The sequence below is a fragment of the Enterobacter sp. LM3 genome (assembly GCF_046622475.1).
GTDB lineage: Bacteria > Pseudomonadota > Gammaproteobacteria > Enterobacterales > Enterobacteriaceae > Enterobacter > Enterobacter cloacae_P.
This window is the reverse complement of the sequence record NZ_JBJURN010000016.1, coordinates 1-15567: the sequence shown is the minus strand read 5'-3', so window position 1 is coordinate 15567 and position 15567 is coordinate 1. Positions and strand designations below refer to the sequence as shown.

General features: G+C 48.9%; 16 protein-coding genes and 2 pseudogenes. 12 read left to right on the top strand and 6 right to left on the bottom strand.

Annotated features, from left to right (window positions below):
* The first annotated feature begins 56 nt into the window (after positions 1 to 56).
* Together ACJ9N4_RS16105 and ACJ9N4_RS16100 are read left to right on the top strand one after the other, a co-directional pair.
* Positions 57 to 1577: a PAS domain-containing methyl-accepting chemotaxis protein gene (locus tag ACJ9N4_RS16105; RefSeq protein WP_182272693.1), complete on the top strand. Its 1521-nt coding sequence runs from the start codon at positions 57 to 59 to the stop codon at positions 1575 to 1577.
* Positions 1578 to 1917: 340 nt separating this feature from the next.
* A complete protein-coding gene (locus tag ACJ9N4_RS16100) occupies positions 1918 to 3477 on the top strand; it encodes a methyl-accepting chemotaxis protein (RefSeq protein ID WP_182918976.1) in 1560 nt (519 codons plus the stop codon).
* On the opposite strand, the gene ACJ9N4_RS16095 is transcribed toward ACJ9N4_RS16100, so the two are convergent.
* Complete coding sequence (locus tag ACJ9N4_RS16095) at positions 3474 to 3968, bottom strand: PadR family transcriptional regulator (RefSeq protein WP_182272691.1); 495 nt, start codon at positions 3966 to 3968, stop codon at positions 3474 to 3476. The genes ACJ9N4_RS16100 and ACJ9N4_RS16095 overlap by 4 nt on opposite strands.
* 146 nt (positions 3969 to 4114) lie before the next feature.
* Here ACJ9N4_RS16095 and ACJ9N4_RS16090 point away from each other — a divergent pair, with 146 nt between their 5' ends.
* Positions 4115 to 4879: a siderophore-interacting protein gene (locus tag ACJ9N4_RS16090; RefSeq protein ID WP_182918975.1), complete on the top strand. Its 765-nt coding sequence runs from the start codon at positions 4115 to 4117 to the stop codon at positions 4877 to 4879.
* Here the strand turns inward: ACJ9N4_RS16090 and ACJ9N4_RS16085 are convergent, their stop codons facing one another.
* The 5 genes and pseudogenes from ACJ9N4_RS16085 to ACJ9N4_RS16065 all read right to left on the bottom strand — a co-directional run bounded on the left by ACJ9N4_RS16085 (position 4880) and on the right by ACJ9N4_RS16065 (position 9621).
* Complete coding sequence (locus ACJ9N4_RS16085; protein ID WP_411500642.1) at positions 4880 to 6049, bottom strand: DNA repair protein; 1170 nt, start codon at positions 6047 to 6049, stop codon at positions 4880 to 4882.
* A 593-nt stretch (positions 6050 to 6642) separates the two neighbouring features.
* Entirely contained in the window at positions 6643 to 7428 is a 786-nt protein-coding gene (locus ACJ9N4_RS16080; RefSeq protein ID WP_411500641.1) for a hypothetical protein, read from the bottom strand.
* Positions 7429 to 7439: 11 nt separating this feature from the next.
* Positions 7440 to 8463, bottom strand: a pseudogene (locus ACJ9N4_RS16075) (tyrosine-type recombinase/integrase).
* A gap of 3 nt (positions 8464 to 8466) precedes the next feature.
* Entirely contained in the window at positions 8467 to 9024 is a 558-nt protein-coding gene (locus ACJ9N4_RS16070) for a PH domain-containing protein (RefSeq protein WP_411500640.1), read from the bottom strand.
* A gap of 15 nt (positions 9025 to 9039) precedes the next feature.
* Positions 9040 to 9621 (bottom strand): phage repressor protein CI, encoded by a 582-nt coding sequence (locus tag ACJ9N4_RS16065; RefSeq protein WP_411500639.1) that lies wholly within the window; start codon positions 9619 to 9621, stop codon positions 9040 to 9042.
* Positions 9622 to 9756: 135 nt separating this feature from the next.
* Here ACJ9N4_RS16065 and ACJ9N4_RS16060 point away from each other — a divergent pair, with 135 nt between their 5' ends.
* The 9 genes and pseudogenes from ACJ9N4_RS16060 to ACJ9N4_RS16020 all read left to right on the top strand — a co-directional run bounded on the left by ACJ9N4_RS16060 (position 9757) and on the right by ACJ9N4_RS16020 (position 15125).
* Positions 9757 to 9978, top strand: a complete 222-nt coding sequence (locus tag ACJ9N4_RS16060) for a regulator (protein ID WP_139883480.1) — start codon at positions 9757 to 9759, stop codon at positions 9976 to 9978.
* A gap of 30 nt (positions 9979 to 10008) precedes the next feature.
* Positions 10009 to 10518, top strand: coding sequence for a phage regulatory CII family protein (locus ACJ9N4_RS16055; protein WP_411500638.1), 510 nt, complete (start codon positions 10009 to 10011; stop codon positions 10516 to 10518).
* Between the two features lie 7 nt (positions 10519 to 10525).
* Positions 10526 to 10714: a phage filamentation protein Fil family protein gene (locus ACJ9N4_RS16050; RefSeq protein ID WP_411500637.1), complete on the top strand. Its 189-nt coding sequence runs from the start codon at positions 10526 to 10528 to the stop codon at positions 10712 to 10714.
* The gene (locus ACJ9N4_RS16045) at positions 10690 to 11016 is read left to right on the top strand and encodes a DUF5347 domain-containing protein (protein ID WP_411500636.1); all 327 of its coding nucleotides are present in this window, start codon (positions 10690 to 10692) and stop codon (positions 11014 to 11016) included. The genes ACJ9N4_RS16050 and ACJ9N4_RS16045 overlap by 25 nt, the downstream gene beginning before the upstream one ends.
* A 68-nt stretch (positions 11017 to 11084) precedes the next feature.
* Positions 11085 to 11312: a DUF2732 domain-containing protein gene (locus ACJ9N4_RS16040; RefSeq protein WP_411500635.1), complete on the top strand. Its 228-nt coding sequence runs from the start codon at positions 11085 to 11087 to the stop codon at positions 11310 to 11312.
* Positions 11312 to 11533 (top strand): TraR/DksA family transcriptional regulator, encoded by a 222-nt coding sequence (locus ACJ9N4_RS16035; protein ID WP_409255912.1) that lies wholly within the window; start codon positions 11312 to 11314, stop codon positions 11531 to 11533. The genes ACJ9N4_RS16040 and ACJ9N4_RS16035 overlap by 1 nt, the downstream gene beginning before the upstream one ends.
* Before the next feature lie 148 nt (positions 11534 to 11681).
* A pseudogene (locus ACJ9N4_RS16030) lies at positions 11682 to 13751 on the top strand (replication endonuclease).
* Between the two features lie 120 nt (positions 13752 to 13871).
* Positions 13872 to 14312 carry a DinI-like family protein gene (locus ACJ9N4_RS16025; RefSeq protein ID WP_411500634.1) on the top strand — a complete coding sequence of 147 codons (441 nt, stop codon included), beginning with the start codon at positions 13872 to 13874 and terminating at the stop codon, positions 14310 to 14312.
* A gap of 81 nt (positions 14313 to 14393) precedes the next feature.
* Positions 14394 to 15125, top strand: a complete 732-nt coding sequence (locus ACJ9N4_RS16020; protein ID WP_411500633.1) for a hypothetical protein — start codon at positions 14394 to 14396, stop codon at positions 15123 to 15125.
* Positions 15126 to 15567: the final 442 nt, after the last annotated feature.

The window sequence follows — 15567 nt, the reverse complement described above, 5'->3', positions numbered from 1 at the left end:
GAAAAAACAATAAACCACAAAATTAACATTCGAATAACCTGCAAGGGATGCCCACAATGTCCTCTCCTTCTTATGTCACCCAGAATGAATATCCTCTGGATGATGACACCACCTTAATGTCCACCACCGACATCCACAGCTACATTACCCATGCCAACGACACCTTTGTGCAGGTGAGTGGCTATTCACTCAAGGAACTGCTCGGGCAGCCGCATAATCTGGTGCGTCATCCCGATATGCCAAAAGCGGCCTTTGCCGATATGTGGTACACGCTACAGAAGGGCGAACCCTGGAGTGGGATTGTCAAAAACTGCCGTAAAAATGGCGATCACTACTGGGTGCGTGCGAACGCTGTGCCGATGGTACGCCACGGGCAGGTAACGGGTTATATGTCGATTCGCACGAAAGCGACGGCAGACGAGATTGCAACCGTAGAGCCGCTGTATAAAGCGCTGAATGAGGGGCGCTGTAAAAAACGCATTCATAAAGGGCTGGTGATCCGTAAAGGCTGGCTCGGTAAGTTACCGGCGATGCCGCTGCGCTGGCGGGTACGCAGCGTGATGGCGGTGCTCTTTGCGGCGCTCGCTGCCACGCTGGTGGCAGATGCTGCAGGCTGGGCACCGCTCGCGGCTTGTGCCGTGGTGATGTTGCTGGGCACTTTGCTGTTCGAACAGCAAATTGTCCGCCCGATAGAAAACGTGGCGCGTCAGGCGCTGAAGGTGGCGACGGGAGAGCGTAACAGCGTGCAGCACCTGAACCGCAGCGATGAGCTGGGGCTCACCCTGCGTGCGGTCGGGCAGTTAGGGCTGATGTGCCGCTGGTTAATCAATGATGTGTCAAGCCAGGTGGTGAGCGTGCGCGATGGCAGCGACAGGCTGGCGCAGGGCAACGAAGATCTTAACGACCGCACGCGTCAGACCGTCGCTAACGTGCAGCAGACCGTTGCGACGATGAACCAGATGGCCGCCTCGGTACAAAGTAACTCTGAAACTGCCGCCGAAGTAGACAAGCTCTCAATGGCCGCCAGCAGCGCGGCGACAAAGGGCGGGAATGCGATGCAAACCGTGGTGAAAACGATGGATGATATCGCCGACAGCACGCAGCGGATTGGTTCGATTACTTCGCTGATCAACGACATTGCTTTCCAGACCAACATTCTGGCGCTGAATGCAGCGGTTGAGGCGGCAAGGGCTGGTGAGCAGGGTAAAGGCTTTGCGGTGGTGGCAGGTGAAGTTCGCCATCTTGCCAGCCGTAGCGCCAGTGCGGCCAACGATATTCGTAAGCTGATTGATGCCAGCGCCAACAAGGTCCAGTCTGGCTCCGATCAGGTGTACGCGGCAGGCCGTACAATGGACGATATCGTTGAGCAGGTGAAAAACGTCACGCAGCTTATCGCGCAGATTAGTCACGCGACGTCCGAGCAGGCAACCGGGTTGTCGGAATTAACCCGTGCAGTGGCCGAGCTGGACAGTATCACGCAGAAAAATGCTGACCTGGTGGAGGAAAGCGCGCAGATCTCCGCGATGGTGAAGCACCGTGCCGGGCGTCTTGAGGATGCGGTAACCGTACTTTATTGAGTCAGTAATGTTCCAGAAAAGCCGCTTGTTCCATTCGGAATAAGCGGCTTTATTATTTTGTGTGGTTGTAATTATTCTTAATGTTTATTGTTAATGAAGTATTAAATAACTAAAGAAATTAACTGAGTTATTTATTCCCGCCTAAGTCAGTTTTCCATGATGCAATTTCAGAAACACCCTGTCTGATGGTCACATAACGATCGATGCGCGTAAATTAATAGCCTTAACTTATCAATAAGAATGATTGTGAAATAAAAAAAACGATCAAAGTCATAAAGTTAGGTTGTTAGTTACCGATAACGGAGATCGTCTTAGAAATAATCACATCGATGGAGTAAATATGTTCTTATCTAACGTAAAAATCGGCACGAAATTATTTCTGGCGTTTGGGTTCTTTATTGTCCTGATGGTGGTGAGTGCAAGTTTATCCCTGTTCAGTTTGCACAGGGCAAACACCGGGATGCAATCCATCATTACCAGCGATTATCCGACTACGGTAAAAGCGAACCAGTTAATTGACAACTTCCAGGAATTTATTGGCACTCAGCAGCTCATGTTACTGGACGAGCAGGGTGCGTACACCGCGCAGTCACAGCAGCGTCTGAAAGAGATCAGCGAGCACATTACGGTCATCCTGGGCGAACTGAACAACGCACTGCACGATGAAAAATCACAGCAGGTTCTGGCGGATATTCGTGGGGTGCGTCAGCAGTATCTTGATTCGCGCTACCGCATTTTGCAGGCGGTGCAGAACAACGATCGTGCAGGGGCCATCAGAGAGATGATGACCAATACCCTCAACCTGCAACAGGCCTATAAAGCGAAAGTGCAGGCGCTGATTGAGATTCAAAACAACGAGATGCAAAGCGCAGGTACGCAGGTGGACGGTGATTTCAGAACCAGCCGCCTGTTGCTGATCCTTATCACCCTCTTCAGCGTGGTGGCTGGCAGCCTGATTGGCTGGTTTATTGTGCGCGCGATTACCCGTCCGCTGGACCAGGCCGTGAATTTTGCACAGGCCATTGCCGATGGCGATCTGACCGGCAGCATGACGTCGCACGGTAAAGATGAAACGGGCCTTCTGCTGCATGCGCTGATGGAGATGAAAACTCGCCTTCTGGAGATTGTGCAACAGGTGCAAACCGGCTCGGAGAACATCTCAAGTGCCGCCGCACAGATTGTTGCGGGTAACCAGGATCTGGCTGCGCGCACGGAAGAGCAGGCAAGTTCTGTGGAACAGACCGCCGCTTCAATGGAACAGATCACCGCGACGGTGAAAAACACGGCATCCCATACCGGGGAAGCGACGCATCTCTCGGCAGATGCCGCCACTGTGGTGAAGAACAACGGTGAGATGATGAAGCAGGTGACCAGCAAAATGCGCCTGATTAATGAGACATCGAACCGAATGTCCGACATTATCGACCTGATCGATGCCATCGCCTTCCAGACCAACATTCTGGCGCTTAACGCGGCGGTAGAAGCAGCGCGTGCAGGTGAGCACGGCCGTGGTTTTGCGGTCGTGGCGGGTGAAGTTCGCCAGCTGGCGCAGAAGAGCGCCTCATCTGCCAGTGAAATCCGCCAGCTGATTGAGAACTCGACCAGCCAGACGCAGGACGGGATGAACCTGGTGGAGAAAGCCAGTGGCCTGATTAACGGAATGGTCGGTAACGTGGAAGAGATGGACGTTATCCTGCGTGAGATCCGCCAGGCGAGCCATGAGCAGACGGAAGGTATCTCGCAGATTAACAGCGCAATTGGCCTGATTGATGCTACCACTCAGCAGAACTCCGCCCTGGTGGAGGAGTCTGTTGCAGCGGCGGCATCACTGAACGAGCAGGCTCTGCACCTGAAAGAGCTGGTACGTGTCTTCCGCGTGAGCGAACGCGCGCTGGCTTAATCCAGCTGGGAGATCTCCAGCGCCGCACGGTCGATCACGCCGATGATCTGCTTAAGCTGCGCGTCGCTGAGCTCTCCCTGATTGACCTTCAGGTCCAGCACCGCTTTGAAGTTATCCAGTGCCCGCTTCATCTGCGGGTTTTTACGCAACTGAAAGCCGACGCAGCGTGCTTTGATACGCACCTGAATGTGTTCCAGCTGTTCGTGGTTTTCATCCAGCCAGCGCTGCCCGGCGACGGTAATCGCAATTTTCTTGCGGCCGTTTTCTTCTTCCGTAATGGTGATAAATGTCTGATCCTGCAAGAAATCCAGGGTCGGGTAGATCACGCCAGGACTCGGGGTGTAATTCCCCTGAGTCATGTTCTCAATCTCTTTGATTAACTCGTAACCGTGGCTCGCATTACGGGTCAGGATATCCAGAATCACCAGACGCAGTTCGCCGTGGCCAAAAAAGCGCTGTCGGCGTCCGCCACCTTCGTGTTCGTGTCGCATGTTATTTCTCTTTAAATGATATATCTAAACTATATCTAAGATATATTTAGATGCAATCTAAAAATTCTTGCATTCTGTCTGGATAGCAATCATTATCATTTAAAATCTATTTCGATATATCGTATTCACCCGAAAAAGGTACACAAATGATATCAACCCGCTACCCACAACGTGTTCGTAATGACCTGCGCTTTCGCGAGCTGAATGTGCTCCGCGTTGAGCGCGTAAGTCCTGGTTTCCAGCGTATTGTTTTAGGTGGAGAAGCGCTGGAAGGCTTTAGCTCTCGCGGTTTTGACGACCACGTCAAAGTCTTTTTCCCGGCCCCAGGCACAACCTTTGTTCCACCCGTTGTCACCGATGACGGTATTGACTGGGGTGACGGCGTACGTCCGCAGACGCGCGACTATACGCCGCTGTACGACGAGGTGAATCAGGAGCTGGTGCTGGATTTCTTCGTTCATGATGGTGGGATCGCCAGCCACTGGGCCGTAGAGGCAAACGTGGGTGACAGGCTGACTATCGGGGGGCCGCGCGGTTCGCTGGTGGTACCGGAAGATTACGCCTGGCAGCTGTATGTGTGCGACGAGTCCGGCATGCCCGCGCTACGCCGCCGTTTAGAAAGCATGGCAAAACAGACTGTGCGCCCGGAAATTCATGCGGTGGTGACTGTCGGCGACGGATCTTACAAGGACTATCTGGCGCATCTGAGCGACGTTAATATCACCTGGATTGTCGGCCACAGCGAGCAGGCGGTGTCTGACCATCTGGCGACGCTGACTGTGCCCGGGGAAGATTACTTTATCTGGCTTACCGGAGAAGGGAAGGTTGTGAAAAACCTGAGTCGTCGGTTTGAGAGCGATGCTATCGACCTGCAATTAGTGCGTGCCAGCGCATACTGGCACGCCAAATAATCAGGCTGCTGAATCCAGCTGCGCTTCGTTCACCTGGTGTTCGAGCGAGGCGCGGACGTCGTACAGCGCTTTCTCCTGCTGAGCAAAATAGGCTTCCATATTGCTCAGCGATGAAACCAGCAGCCAGGATTCCTCTTTCTCAAGTTCTGCCAGCTCATTCACCAGGATGTCGATTTGCTCGCGAACCTGCGCCATTTTTTTGCGGATACGCTCCAGATCGTTCAGCCTGTCGCTCGCCATCAGTGGCTCAAAGCCCTGCTGCAGACGTGCCACCAGTGAGCGGATAGCTTTCACATCTCCGCGCTGTTTCGCCTGGTTGAGCTGCACCATCATCGTGTTGGCTTCTTCTTTCAGATCGTCCGCAACCAGGTCCGGGTGGCACAGTTTGCTCGCCTGACGCCAGAGGCGTTTCAGCTCGTTCTGATCGTCTTCCGAAAGGTTCTTTCCTTTACGCAGACGAATTTCGGCGTCGTGGTGCTGCTCGCGGTATTTCTCGTACTCTTCGTTGGCATCGTCACGCGCCTGGCGTGCCGGCTCTTCTTCGCGCGTGAGCCCGCTTTCCAGCTCCAGCGCTTCGGCCAGCAGGTTGGCGATCAGATTGCTTTGTTGTTGCAGGTGCTTGCGTGCCTCAGCGGCTTGCACGGAGTCGGCAGGCAGGTCGCGCCAGCGTTGGGTGAGCGTTGCCAGTACTTCCACCGCCTGCGCCATATAGAGCTGGCAGCGACGGTAATCCTCTTCCCGGCGACGTGCCTCTGCCTGCTGACGACGCAGGTTTAGCTCGGCAAGCTGCTTACGCAGGGCGAGGATCTGCTGCATCAGCGGCCCGAGGCGGGAGAAATAGAGATCGTTGAACTCATCAAGCTGTTGTACCCGCGCATTGCGGCGGTCAATCAGATCGCGCAGACGCTCTTCCAGTGCTTTAAGCTCCAGTTTGCCGGCCGCCACCTGTGGGTCACGCCATTGTGTAATGGCGCGCTGGCTCTGTAGCCAGGCGGTGATGGCCGCAATGGCGGCGGTATAGTTTTTCTGCTCAAGCGCCACGACGATTGCCTGTAGCTCATCGTCAAACGCTTCATTTTTCAGCCGTGTCAGCTGGCTCTGGATGATGTCGTCATCTTCCAGTTCAATGGCATTTTTAATGATTTCTAGCCGTTTGATCGGTGTGCTCATGATGCCTTTCGCTTTGGCGCTTAAGTATTTGAGTTAAGGTTAGTTGTTGTAAAAGCTACAGGAAATAATACACACGGATGATGATCGGCGCGATGGGGGATTTCTTTAGTTTTTAGGGTTTGTGAAGATAAGAGAGGTTTGTCGCGATCCTTCTGGAAGGAGGTGTGTGGAACGACTATCGGGAGACTTACACACTCGTGAGCAGCGATCTTGTATAAAGCGCGAACTTCATTTTTTCTGGTCCTGGACTTTCGACGCCAATCTAACCACTCAACGGATGATGAAAAGGCAAATTGCGACGAAAGCAGATGCTGGGGTGAGTGTTGCGCTGATCGAGAGACTAAGCCAATTGTGGTGTGTAGCGGTTTCTATCGCCATTTTACCGCCACTCCAGATTCAAAGTATAAAAAATCCACTCTGTCGAGTGGCTTAATTATATGATTTTAAAGCTAAAATTTGGTGGCCCCTGCTGGACTTGAACCAGCGACCAAGCGATTATGAGAACTATGATAACCAACCAAAAATTAAGTATTTATATGTTTATCAATGCATTATCTTGGTAATAATAGGCAGTATATGTCAATAAATCTGACTTACTGCGACACTTTTGCGACATTTTTGGGTTCATGATAAACATACACTGCATCATTGAAGGATGTAACGGGGGAATCAGGAGTAAACTTATTCTTGATATTTTGTAGCATAGTAGCATCACAAAAAATGCCATAGAAATAGTACTCCATGTATAGGCACACACTAATTATAATTAACTCTCCAACTTCTTCAGTATTGTATTGAAATACCTTGTGCTTACTGTGCATGTTTAAGTTTTTTTCTGTTAAATCTTTAAATTCTTGTATACCAAATGCAAAATCTAATACATCAAAATCTTCATCAAAACCCACAAGGCTCATAGGTATAATGAACAGTTGTTTACTCCATGTATCGCCATATGTTTTATGATAAATCCCTTTCAAAATGCACTCTTGATAAAATTTGTGATCTCCATACACTATATTAACTTCAGAGTTTTCAAAGTTCGGATTGATTAAGGTGAGTTCTTTATTTTTCTTTCTAACAATTCTGGAGTCTTTAGCAAAGTTATTAAATGTCTTCACGTCCCTCAATGTTCCACGGATAACTTTATGCACCAAATTTTTAAAATCTTTATCTTGATGTATCTTCTTGCTTACCCCTACTAAAAAAAGGCGCATTCTGTTATCTAAATCTGATTTTTTATTATTATGTTTATTGCAAGATGGTACGCTTAAAAGGTTGTATGTGTATTTCTCTGAATCAGGGAAAAGACCTCGAGGAGGGATATGTTCGCTTGTCGTTGCTGGTTCATTGCAATAATAACATGTTGGCTGAGTGGTCATTACTTATACCTTTAAATAGCTTTATTTAGAGGGTTGAATTTTAGTGCGTCTTGTAAATGGCTAGGTGAGAAATGTGCATATCGCATTGTCATCTTTATATCAGAATGTCCGAGTATTTTTTTGTAACACAAGTATGTTACCACCATTCATCATAAAGTGACTTGCGAAAGTATGTCGTAAAACGTGAGTTAATTGTCCTGCTGGAAGCTCAATTCCTGCACGCTCAAGAGCATTTCTAAATGCGTAATAACATGGAGTAAAAAGGCTTCCATTTTTCCTTGGTAATTCCTCGAGAAATTCGTTCGATATGGGAATTGTACGATTACGTTTTCCTTTTGTTTTTATAAAAGTTATCTTTCCTGCCGCAATCTGTGAATGCTTTAATTTTTCTCCTTCACTCCATCTTGCACCGGTAGCTAAACAAATTCTCACTATAATTTCGAGATCTTTAGCGTTGCTGTTTCGGCATTCATGTAAAAGAGTTTTGAACTGTTCACCCGTTAGATAAGACATTTCACTTTCATCGATTCTAAACTGTCTTACGTTTTCTAAAGGATTCGGCGCTTTCCATTCACCCAATCTTTTCAGCTCATTGAATACAGCGAGAAAATAAGCATGTTCAAGATTCATTGTTCGAGGGGAAACTTTGGATACTCGTTTCGTCCTGGCAAATTCACCTTCAAGTCTTTTGGCTCGATACGCAGTGAATAGTTGAGCATTAAATTCTGTAGCCAATGGCGATCCCATACACTCCGCAGCCCAAATCATAGAGCTTTTGCGCTTCTCACCATCATTCAAAGTGATGCCATGGCGATCAAACCAGAGATGCACTAAATCAGACAAGCGGCGGCTGTCTTTGCCTTCCCCAAGCCAAGGGGAATCATCAATTTTTTGCAGTGTATAATTTTCGAAAGCAAGCGCTTCGCCTTTGGTGGAGAACTTCTTGCGGATGCGCTTGCCATCTTTGCCATTGGTACGGTCTACAGTATAGAAATCTGCAATCCATTGGCCATCAGCTAGTTTTCTTACTGGCATAACTTAACCGTTTAGAATTCGTTGTTTTTGCTGTTGGAACTCTTCGTCACTCAGAATTCCTTTTTCTTTGAGTGCGGCTAAACGCTCCATTTGAGAGATAAAATCATCTGCCTGTGGTTTAGCTTGCTCAACTTGTTGCAGAGCTTCGTTCTGAGCGTTGCGGGTCGAATTGATCAGGTTTGTGAAAGGAATAACCGATGTCTTCATGACATTTTTGATGGTGTATGTCTGACCGCTTGTGGAGATCATAATCTCACCAAGAATCAGCCCAGTTTTCCCACCAACACTTACAATGTTTTTAAGGTTAACATCGACCTGTTTCACGCCAAAAACCATGCCCTTATCCAGGAAGATAACTCGCTGGTTTGTGAGCGTTATTAGCCAGGTATTTCCGTCCATCGCCCCACTTGCAACTGCCAGCGGTTGCTCACCTGAATTGAGGATATTGGGTAAGTGGAAAAATTCTTTTTTTGTGCCAAACGTTGAATCAGATACGACCTTCGCAAGGCGTGTGAATTCTTTTTTTAGCTGATCTTTTGATGCTGTTTTATAGTCAATCATTATGAAGTCCCTATCTTATTTTACAGTTAGCACAACCCTGCCAATAATTTTGATGTCATCTATGGCGCAATCAAATGCCATACCTACACCGCTAATACGTACCTTACCAACTGGGATGCGGGTGAGGGTGCGAATACTCGTTTTTCCTTCCACTTCGACCAACCAGTCATCGTCATAAACTTCGGAGAAAGACTGGTCAACGATGTACTGCATGAAACCATCAATGATGCACATTGGTTTCTGTGGCAGTGGCTTACCCGGCAAGAATGCCACTTTGTCCAGCATTAGCACGCCAGCTTCATAGAGTTGACCATCAACAATCTTTCGGCGTGGAACCTTGAGGATATCTAATTCATCGTCGTCAAACTTAGGGCCTCGACCCGTCGCAAGCCACTCTAAATTTGCACCTGTTTCAGCAGCACATCTCACGACAATATCAGCAGGAAAAATTCCACGCTTATAGCGCGAGGAGAGAGAGCTTGCTGCCATGTCCAGATGTTCCGCGAGCTGTAACTTCTGCGTAAAGCCGTAAGCCTCAATCACCCTATCTAGGATAGGAGTGCTATCTACATCAAGGTCAATTTTGAATTTGCTCATAAAGAATCGACACTTCCAAAATCGAGAATGTAATATTTATATTTCTCGAAATTCAAATTATTCTGGCTCCGTAGTTTGAATGTTGCCTTATATAACCCTGTATTGCCGTACAGGTTAACTGACGGAGTTTGCACTATGCGCCCCAACATTACAATCATCATCCCAGAGCCATACTTGCCATTAGATGAGTATTGCCGCCGTACTGGCACCAACAAAGAAACCGCTAGAAACCTGATTGAATACGGTAAATTGCCAATTAAACCGAAAGGAAAGCAGAAGAAAGGGTTGGTTGAAATCAACATGGCCGCGCTTACCATTCAGGCATTAAGTGAATGTGATATTTCGCTTAATGCGTAAAGCATCCTATCGATTAGCCAAAGGCAAATCATGTTTGATTTTCAGGTTTCCAAACATCCCCACTTTGACGAAGCGTGCCGGGCTTTTGCACTGCGTCACAACATGGCGAAGCTGTCAGAGTGCGCGGGGATGAATGTTCAAACGCTACGTAACAAGTTGAACCCGGAGCAGCCTCATCAGTTCACTCCGCCAGAGTTATGGCTGCTGACTGACCTGGCCGAAGACTCAACACTCGTCGATGGTTTTCTGGCTCAGATCCATTGTCTGCCTTGTGTGCCGGTTAACGAACTGGCGAAAGACAAATTGCAGTCCTACGTCATGCGCGCCATGAGTGAACTCGGCGAATTGGCAAGCGGCGCAGTTTCAACAGAACGCCTGACCCCTGCTCGTAAGAGCACCATGATTGAGAGCGTTAATGCCGGTATTCGTATGCTCTCGCTTTCGGCCCTCGCTCTACAGGCTCGCCTCCAGGCTAATCCTGCAATGGCAAGTGCGGTTGATACCATGAGTGGTATTGGCGCGTCATTCGGTCTTATGTGAGGTGGCTATGTTGAAAAATGAACCTTCATTCGCCTCTCTTCTCATTAAGCAAAGCCCGGCCATGCACTGCGGTCACGGCTGGATTATGGGGAAAGATGGCAAGCGCTGGCACCCGAGCCGCTCGCAGGTCGATTTACTGGCTGGTATATCTTCCCGCTATAAGGTGGATTCATGGCTATCGAAGCTGTGCCGTTAATGGCCGGTGAGCGCCTGGCCGGTCTCAACTACGTTGCAGAGCTGCGAGCGAAACACTGGGGTGATAGCGGTAAAGAACTTGAGCGCTTTGTTGCTGATATGCGTGATAAGCGCGATCCGCTGTTTGAAGAAAATAGCCGTGCTTTGTCCGCCATTTTCTATCTGGCAAAAATCCCGAATGCTCGCCATGAGCTCAAATTAAGTGAGCTGACTACTGAGGAGAAAAAAGCGCTTATTACCGCGATGAATCATTTTCGCGCAGTAGTGAGCTTATTTCCCAAACGGCTAACAATGCCGAATTAATCCAGACATAAAAATTAATGGCGTAAACCCGCCGGGCATTTTATTGCCCGAAAGCAGGAGAGTTACTTATGCGTAATACCCAATCCCTTAGTTTTAAAACTGACAGCGATGCACTGGCCGTATTGCTGACAGATGCCAGAAAAGAAGAACGCAAAGACCGCGCCCTCGCTGTTTCAATCCGTCTTGAGGCGCTGGCTATGCACATCACCAAAGAGGGCATGAACGGCACAGAAGCTGCCGAATTGCTGCGCCGGGAAGCCTGCCGCTTTGAGAACGAATCACAGGAGCTGCACTAATGGCCGACGCAATGGATTTAGCACAACAGCGTGAGCAGGAAGACCGCGAACGCCACATCAGCAATGCTCGCAGCCGTAATGCAGCACCGTCTCGCCTGCTGTGCGAAGAGTGTGACGCACCAATTCCTGAGGCTCGACGTGTAGCGATATCGGGTGTGATCTTTTGCGTTACCTGCCAGCAAATCACAGAGCTTAAATTAAAGCATTATCGGGGGGTATGAATTGGCTATTCAGTTTGCTTACCCGTGGAACACTCCGGGGTCTGCATTAGCCAGCCCATATCTCACCTATGAGCAACAGCATCGCCGCGACAGAATGTTCGCGGCTTTGCTGCATGCGCGAAAGGCGCTTGCCCATCAGCCAGAGTGCGTGCGATTTGAGGTTAACCGCACGGCAACCGTACTGGAGCAAACGCAGGGCAGTGAACGAGCCAATGCTTTTTTAATCAGCTTTTGCAAAAAGGCATTGCCGCGTCTCGAACTGGTCGCAAAAAAATATAAATGTACCGGCATCAAAAGCGACGTTTCTGCCGCTGTTTTCGGTGGTCATTTTGATACTCAGTTAATGCAATATCTGGCGTCACGAATGGTGAATATGATTGCCAGATTTAACCGACTCCCGGATATGTCACGCGCCGACATCGACCTGCTGGCTGGTGACATTGCTAACTTCATCCGTTCGGAGCTGGCACATATCGATGATGCCGGGTCTGGTGAGCTCAAAACGCTTTATACCTGATACATGCACGCTGGTTTTATCTCGCAACAATTCAATGTCACCCCTCCACACTGGGAGCGCGTGGCAAAGAAATTGTTCGACAAAAATGACATTGCTCCTGCGGTGATTCGCATGTTTACCGAAACATGGTGGCGTGGCCGTTTGCGTCGTGTTGCGTCTGCGTGGCGCGAGCATCTGCAAATTGCTGTCGGTAATGTCAGTAAGAAAAAACATGTCTATGCGAGCAAAAACTGCGTAACAGACTGGCGCGAACAAAAGCGACGGACGCGTGAGTTTCTCAAGGGGCTGGAACTTGAGGATGAAGAAGGCAACCGGATTAGCCTGATTGAGAAATATGACGGCTCGGTCGCCAACCCTGCGATCCGCCGTTGCGAGCTCATGACGCGTATTCGCGGTTTCGAAAATATCTGCAATGACCTCGGCTATGTCGGCGAATTTTACACCCTCACTGCGCCATCTAAATATCACGCCACAACCAAAGCGGGATACCGTAACGGAAAATGGAAAGGTGCCAGCCCGTCAGATACGCAGGGTTATCTCACCCGTCTTTGGGCACGTATCAGGGCGAAACTGCATCGGGAAGATATCCGCATTTTCGGCATCCGTGTCGCCGAGCCGCATCACGACGCGACCCCTCACTGGCACATGCTTATGTTTATGTTGCCGGAGGATGTCGAACGTGTTCGCCGCGTCATTCGTGATTACGCATGGCAGGAAGATAGTCACGAACTGAATAGCGACAAAGCCAAAAAAGCACGTTTTCACGCCGAAGTGATTGACCCGAAGAAAGGCAGTGCGACCGGCTATGTCGCTAAATACATCTCTAAGAATATTGACGGTTATGCCCTCGATGGTGAGACCGATGACGAAAGCGGTGAGTTACTCAAAGAGACTGCACCCGCTGTTTCTGCGTGGGCAGCTCGCTGGCATATCCGTCAGTTTCAGTTTATCGGCGGTGCGCCTGTAACGGTTTACCGTGAATTGCGTCGCCTCGCTGATACTGAGACCGCGCACGGTCTGAGTGTGGAGTTTGCAGCTGTCCATGATGCCGCTGATGCTGGTGACTGGGCCGGTTACGTTAATGCTCAGGGGGGCCCTTTTGTTCGCCGTGACGATCTGCAGGTGCGCACGCTGTACGAACCGGGTGATGAGTTTAACCAGTATGGAGAGGAAACGGTTTGTATCCGTGGCGTCTACGATTCTGAGGTCGGTGCTGGCACTCCAATTCTGACCCGTCTGACGCAATGGAAGATTGTTCCGAAACGTGCCGTTGATTTGGCCGTTGACGTTAAGGGCGCAACCGCGCCCTCTCGGAGTTCTGTCAATAACTGTACGGGAAGCGAAAGCGATCCACCGATACTGGATTTAACAAAACCTCTGAGTCGGCGTGAAAGGCGAGAGTTGACCCACCGACTGAGGAAGCAAAAGCCAGCAATACGGCGAAAATTCATCCACGGAACGGATGAGCAAAGTGCAGCTATAGCGAAAACTATCGACGAGATACATCTGACAACAGGTATCACAATCAGCCGGGGCGAAGCCCTGCACCTGATGGCTGGTAGTAAAAGTTGTTTTGATGGCAAATGGCTGCGTGGAACGGCCAAAGGAGAGATATTTTCCGTAGCGCCATCGCATCAGGCTAAAGCTAGGGAAATCCTTAATCGTGTTGCGGCCTTAGCTGAACTGACAACGAAAATGTAACCGCTAATATTCATCCATATCATGTACATACAGTGTATTTAGCTGTGACTTTTTTCTTCACCCCTTTTGATAATACGTGATGCTGTATGTTTATACAGTATCTCTCGTTATGGAGGTTGTGTGGATAGAGAGTTAAGAGAGCATGTCATGATTGAACGCGTCGAAATGATTGCGCGTCTGACGACTGAGGGGGCTTGTCAGGAACGAGACCGAGAAATTGCCTTAAATTTGATTGCGGAAATAGCAAAAGGCAACCTAATGAAAAACAATAATTTTTCAGTTATTTTTTCCGCGCCACCTGTTGATGAGACTTTTGCAAAGGAAAGCGAAGTGAAGGTAAATATCACGTTAGATAAAGACCAAAAAATAGGCCAGCCGATAATTGATGCTTTCCAATGTGAATTGACGAGGCGGATACGGTGCGTTTTCCCGTCAACGCGCGTTACTGTTAAAAAGGGAGCCATGACCGGTGTCGAGCTGATGGGGTTCGATAATGATTCAGACCGCGAAGCGCTAGATAGCATCCTTCAGGAAGTATGGGAAGATGATAGCTGGCGTTAATTCCTGAAAAATGTACAACCCTCGACCCTATGTTTGATAGCATGGGGTTGTTTTGTATGGGATTACACACAAAGGAAAATCATGGATACCGTAATAGCATTTTTATCTCTGGCTCTCTTTATTGCTTTTATCGTGGGGTTAATCAAGCCGTCGCTGGTTCGGATGCCGAACCGTAAGCGCTCCAGTGCGGTTTACCTCGGTGGCTGTCTGGCGCTGAGTGTTATTGGCTCAATCTTATGGCCGACTGAAAAAAGTCAGACTGTGGCAAAAGCTGATGTACCGGCGGTTAAAACGGAACCGGCTATGCCAACATTTGAGTACGCAGATAAAACCCTCAAAGAATATCGCAACGAGTCAAAAGAAACCCGGCACGATATCGTTAAAGGGTATGTTGGCTTCAAAGGTGTACCAGCCAGCTCTGCTGATGCTTTTTATGCCTGTATGAGTGAGTACACTTTTACTAAAAATGATGCGTTAAAGCTCGGTGATGTATTGGGGTGGTGTTTCGACGACTTCGAGATGGATCCACAATCTCTGAATAATAAAATCAACTTTGACGCATTTCAGGGTAATTTTAGCGGTTGGGATGGCTCTTATCGCCCGTTAGAGAAGCTGATAAAAGCCAGCATGAATGATGATTCCTCTTATAAACATGTTTCAACGGTCTACCATCTGATTTTGAATAAAGACCCGCATGCCGTTGTAAAAACAACGTTCCGCGGCACTAATGCTTATGGTGGCGTGGTCAAACAGACCGTAGCGGCGCGCGTTAACGTGCGAACGGGTGAGGTCGATTCGATACTCGACAATTAAACAATATAGTGACAAACGCTGCCGGTGCTGAAGCTCGCTTTCAGTGCTGGCGGGGTTGAACAACGAGCCAGGCGATGCGTTAGCCGCTGAGTCAATTAAATCAAAATCAGGAAAAGTAGATTGAAGCAAAAACGTCCATTATGATGGCCTTAAGGTTAGCCCAAAAGGAAATCATGACAATGAGTGTTGGATTAATTACAGACGAGCCAGGACGTTTTTACACCTTCCAGTCAACATTGCCAGCCAGTGAATATTTCGAATTTCGCCCCCGAAACCCTCCACTGAACTCAAAACCCATCGTTGATGACGAAAGCGGGATGTGTATTGGTTATTCTGTCGCTCAGGCTCCCGGTGTAAGTATCCCAGTAAAACGAACCACTCACTTTTAGAGATCTTCCGACATACTGATTGTATTCCCTGAGGAGATCGCCATGCGTAAAGC

Bases quoted from the DNA above. Each gene is read 5' to 3' on its own strand.
- ACJ9N4_RS16105 (WP_182272693.1), top strand. From the start codon at position 57: ATGTCCTCTCCTTCTTATGTCACCCAGAATGAATATCCTCTGGATGAT.
- ACJ9N4_RS16100 (WP_182918976.1), top strand. From the start codon at position 1,918: ATGTTCTTATCTAACGTAAAAATCGGCACGAAATTATTTCTGGCGTTT.
- ACJ9N4_RS16095 (WP_182272691.1), bottom strand. From the start codon at position 3,968: ATGCGACACGAACACGAAGGTGGCGGACGCCGACAGCGCTTTTTTGGC.
- ACJ9N4_RS16090 (WP_182918975.1), top strand. From the start codon at position 4,115: ATGATATCAACCCGCTACCCACAACGTGTTCGTAATGACCTGCGCTTT.
- ACJ9N4_RS16085 (WP_411500642.1), bottom strand. From the start codon at position 6,049: ATGAGCACACCGATCAAACGGCTAGAAATCATTAAAAATGCCATTGAA.
- ACJ9N4_RS16080 (WP_411500641.1), bottom strand. From the start codon at position 7,428: ATGACCACTCAGCCAACATGTTATTATTGCAATGAACCAGCAACGACA.
- ACJ9N4_RS16070 (WP_411500640.1), bottom strand. From the start codon at position 9,024: ATGATTGACTATAAAACAGCATCAAAAGATCAGCTAAAAAAAGAATTC.
- ACJ9N4_RS16065 (WP_411500639.1), bottom strand. From the start codon at position 9,621: ATGAGCAAATTCAAAATTGACCTTGATGTAGATAGCACTCCTATCCTA.
- ACJ9N4_RS16060 (WP_139883480.1), top strand. From the start codon at position 9,757: ATGCGCCCCAACATTACAATCATCATCCCAGAGCCATACTTGCCATTA.
- ACJ9N4_RS16055 (WP_411500638.1), top strand. From the start codon at position 10,009: ATGTTTGATTTTCAGGTTTCCAAACATCCCCACTTTGACGAAGCGTGC.
- ACJ9N4_RS16050 (WP_411500637.1), top strand. From the start codon at position 10,526: ATGTTGAAAAATGAACCTTCATTCGCCTCTCTTCTCATTAAGCAAAGC.
- ACJ9N4_RS16045 (WP_411500636.1), top strand. From the start codon at position 10,690: ATGGCTATCGAAGCTGTGCCGTTAATGGCCGGTGAGCGCCTGGCCGGT.
- ACJ9N4_RS16040 (WP_411500635.1), top strand. From the start codon at position 11,085: ATGCGTAATACCCAATCCCTTAGTTTTAAAACTGACAGCGATGCACTG.
- ACJ9N4_RS16035 (WP_409255912.1), top strand. From the start codon at position 11,312: ATGGCCGACGCAATGGATTTAGCACAACAGCGTGAGCAGGAAGACCGC.
- ACJ9N4_RS16020 (WP_411500633.1), top strand. From the start codon at position 14,394: ATGGATACCGTAATAGCATTTTTATCTCTGGCTCTCTTTATTGCTTTT.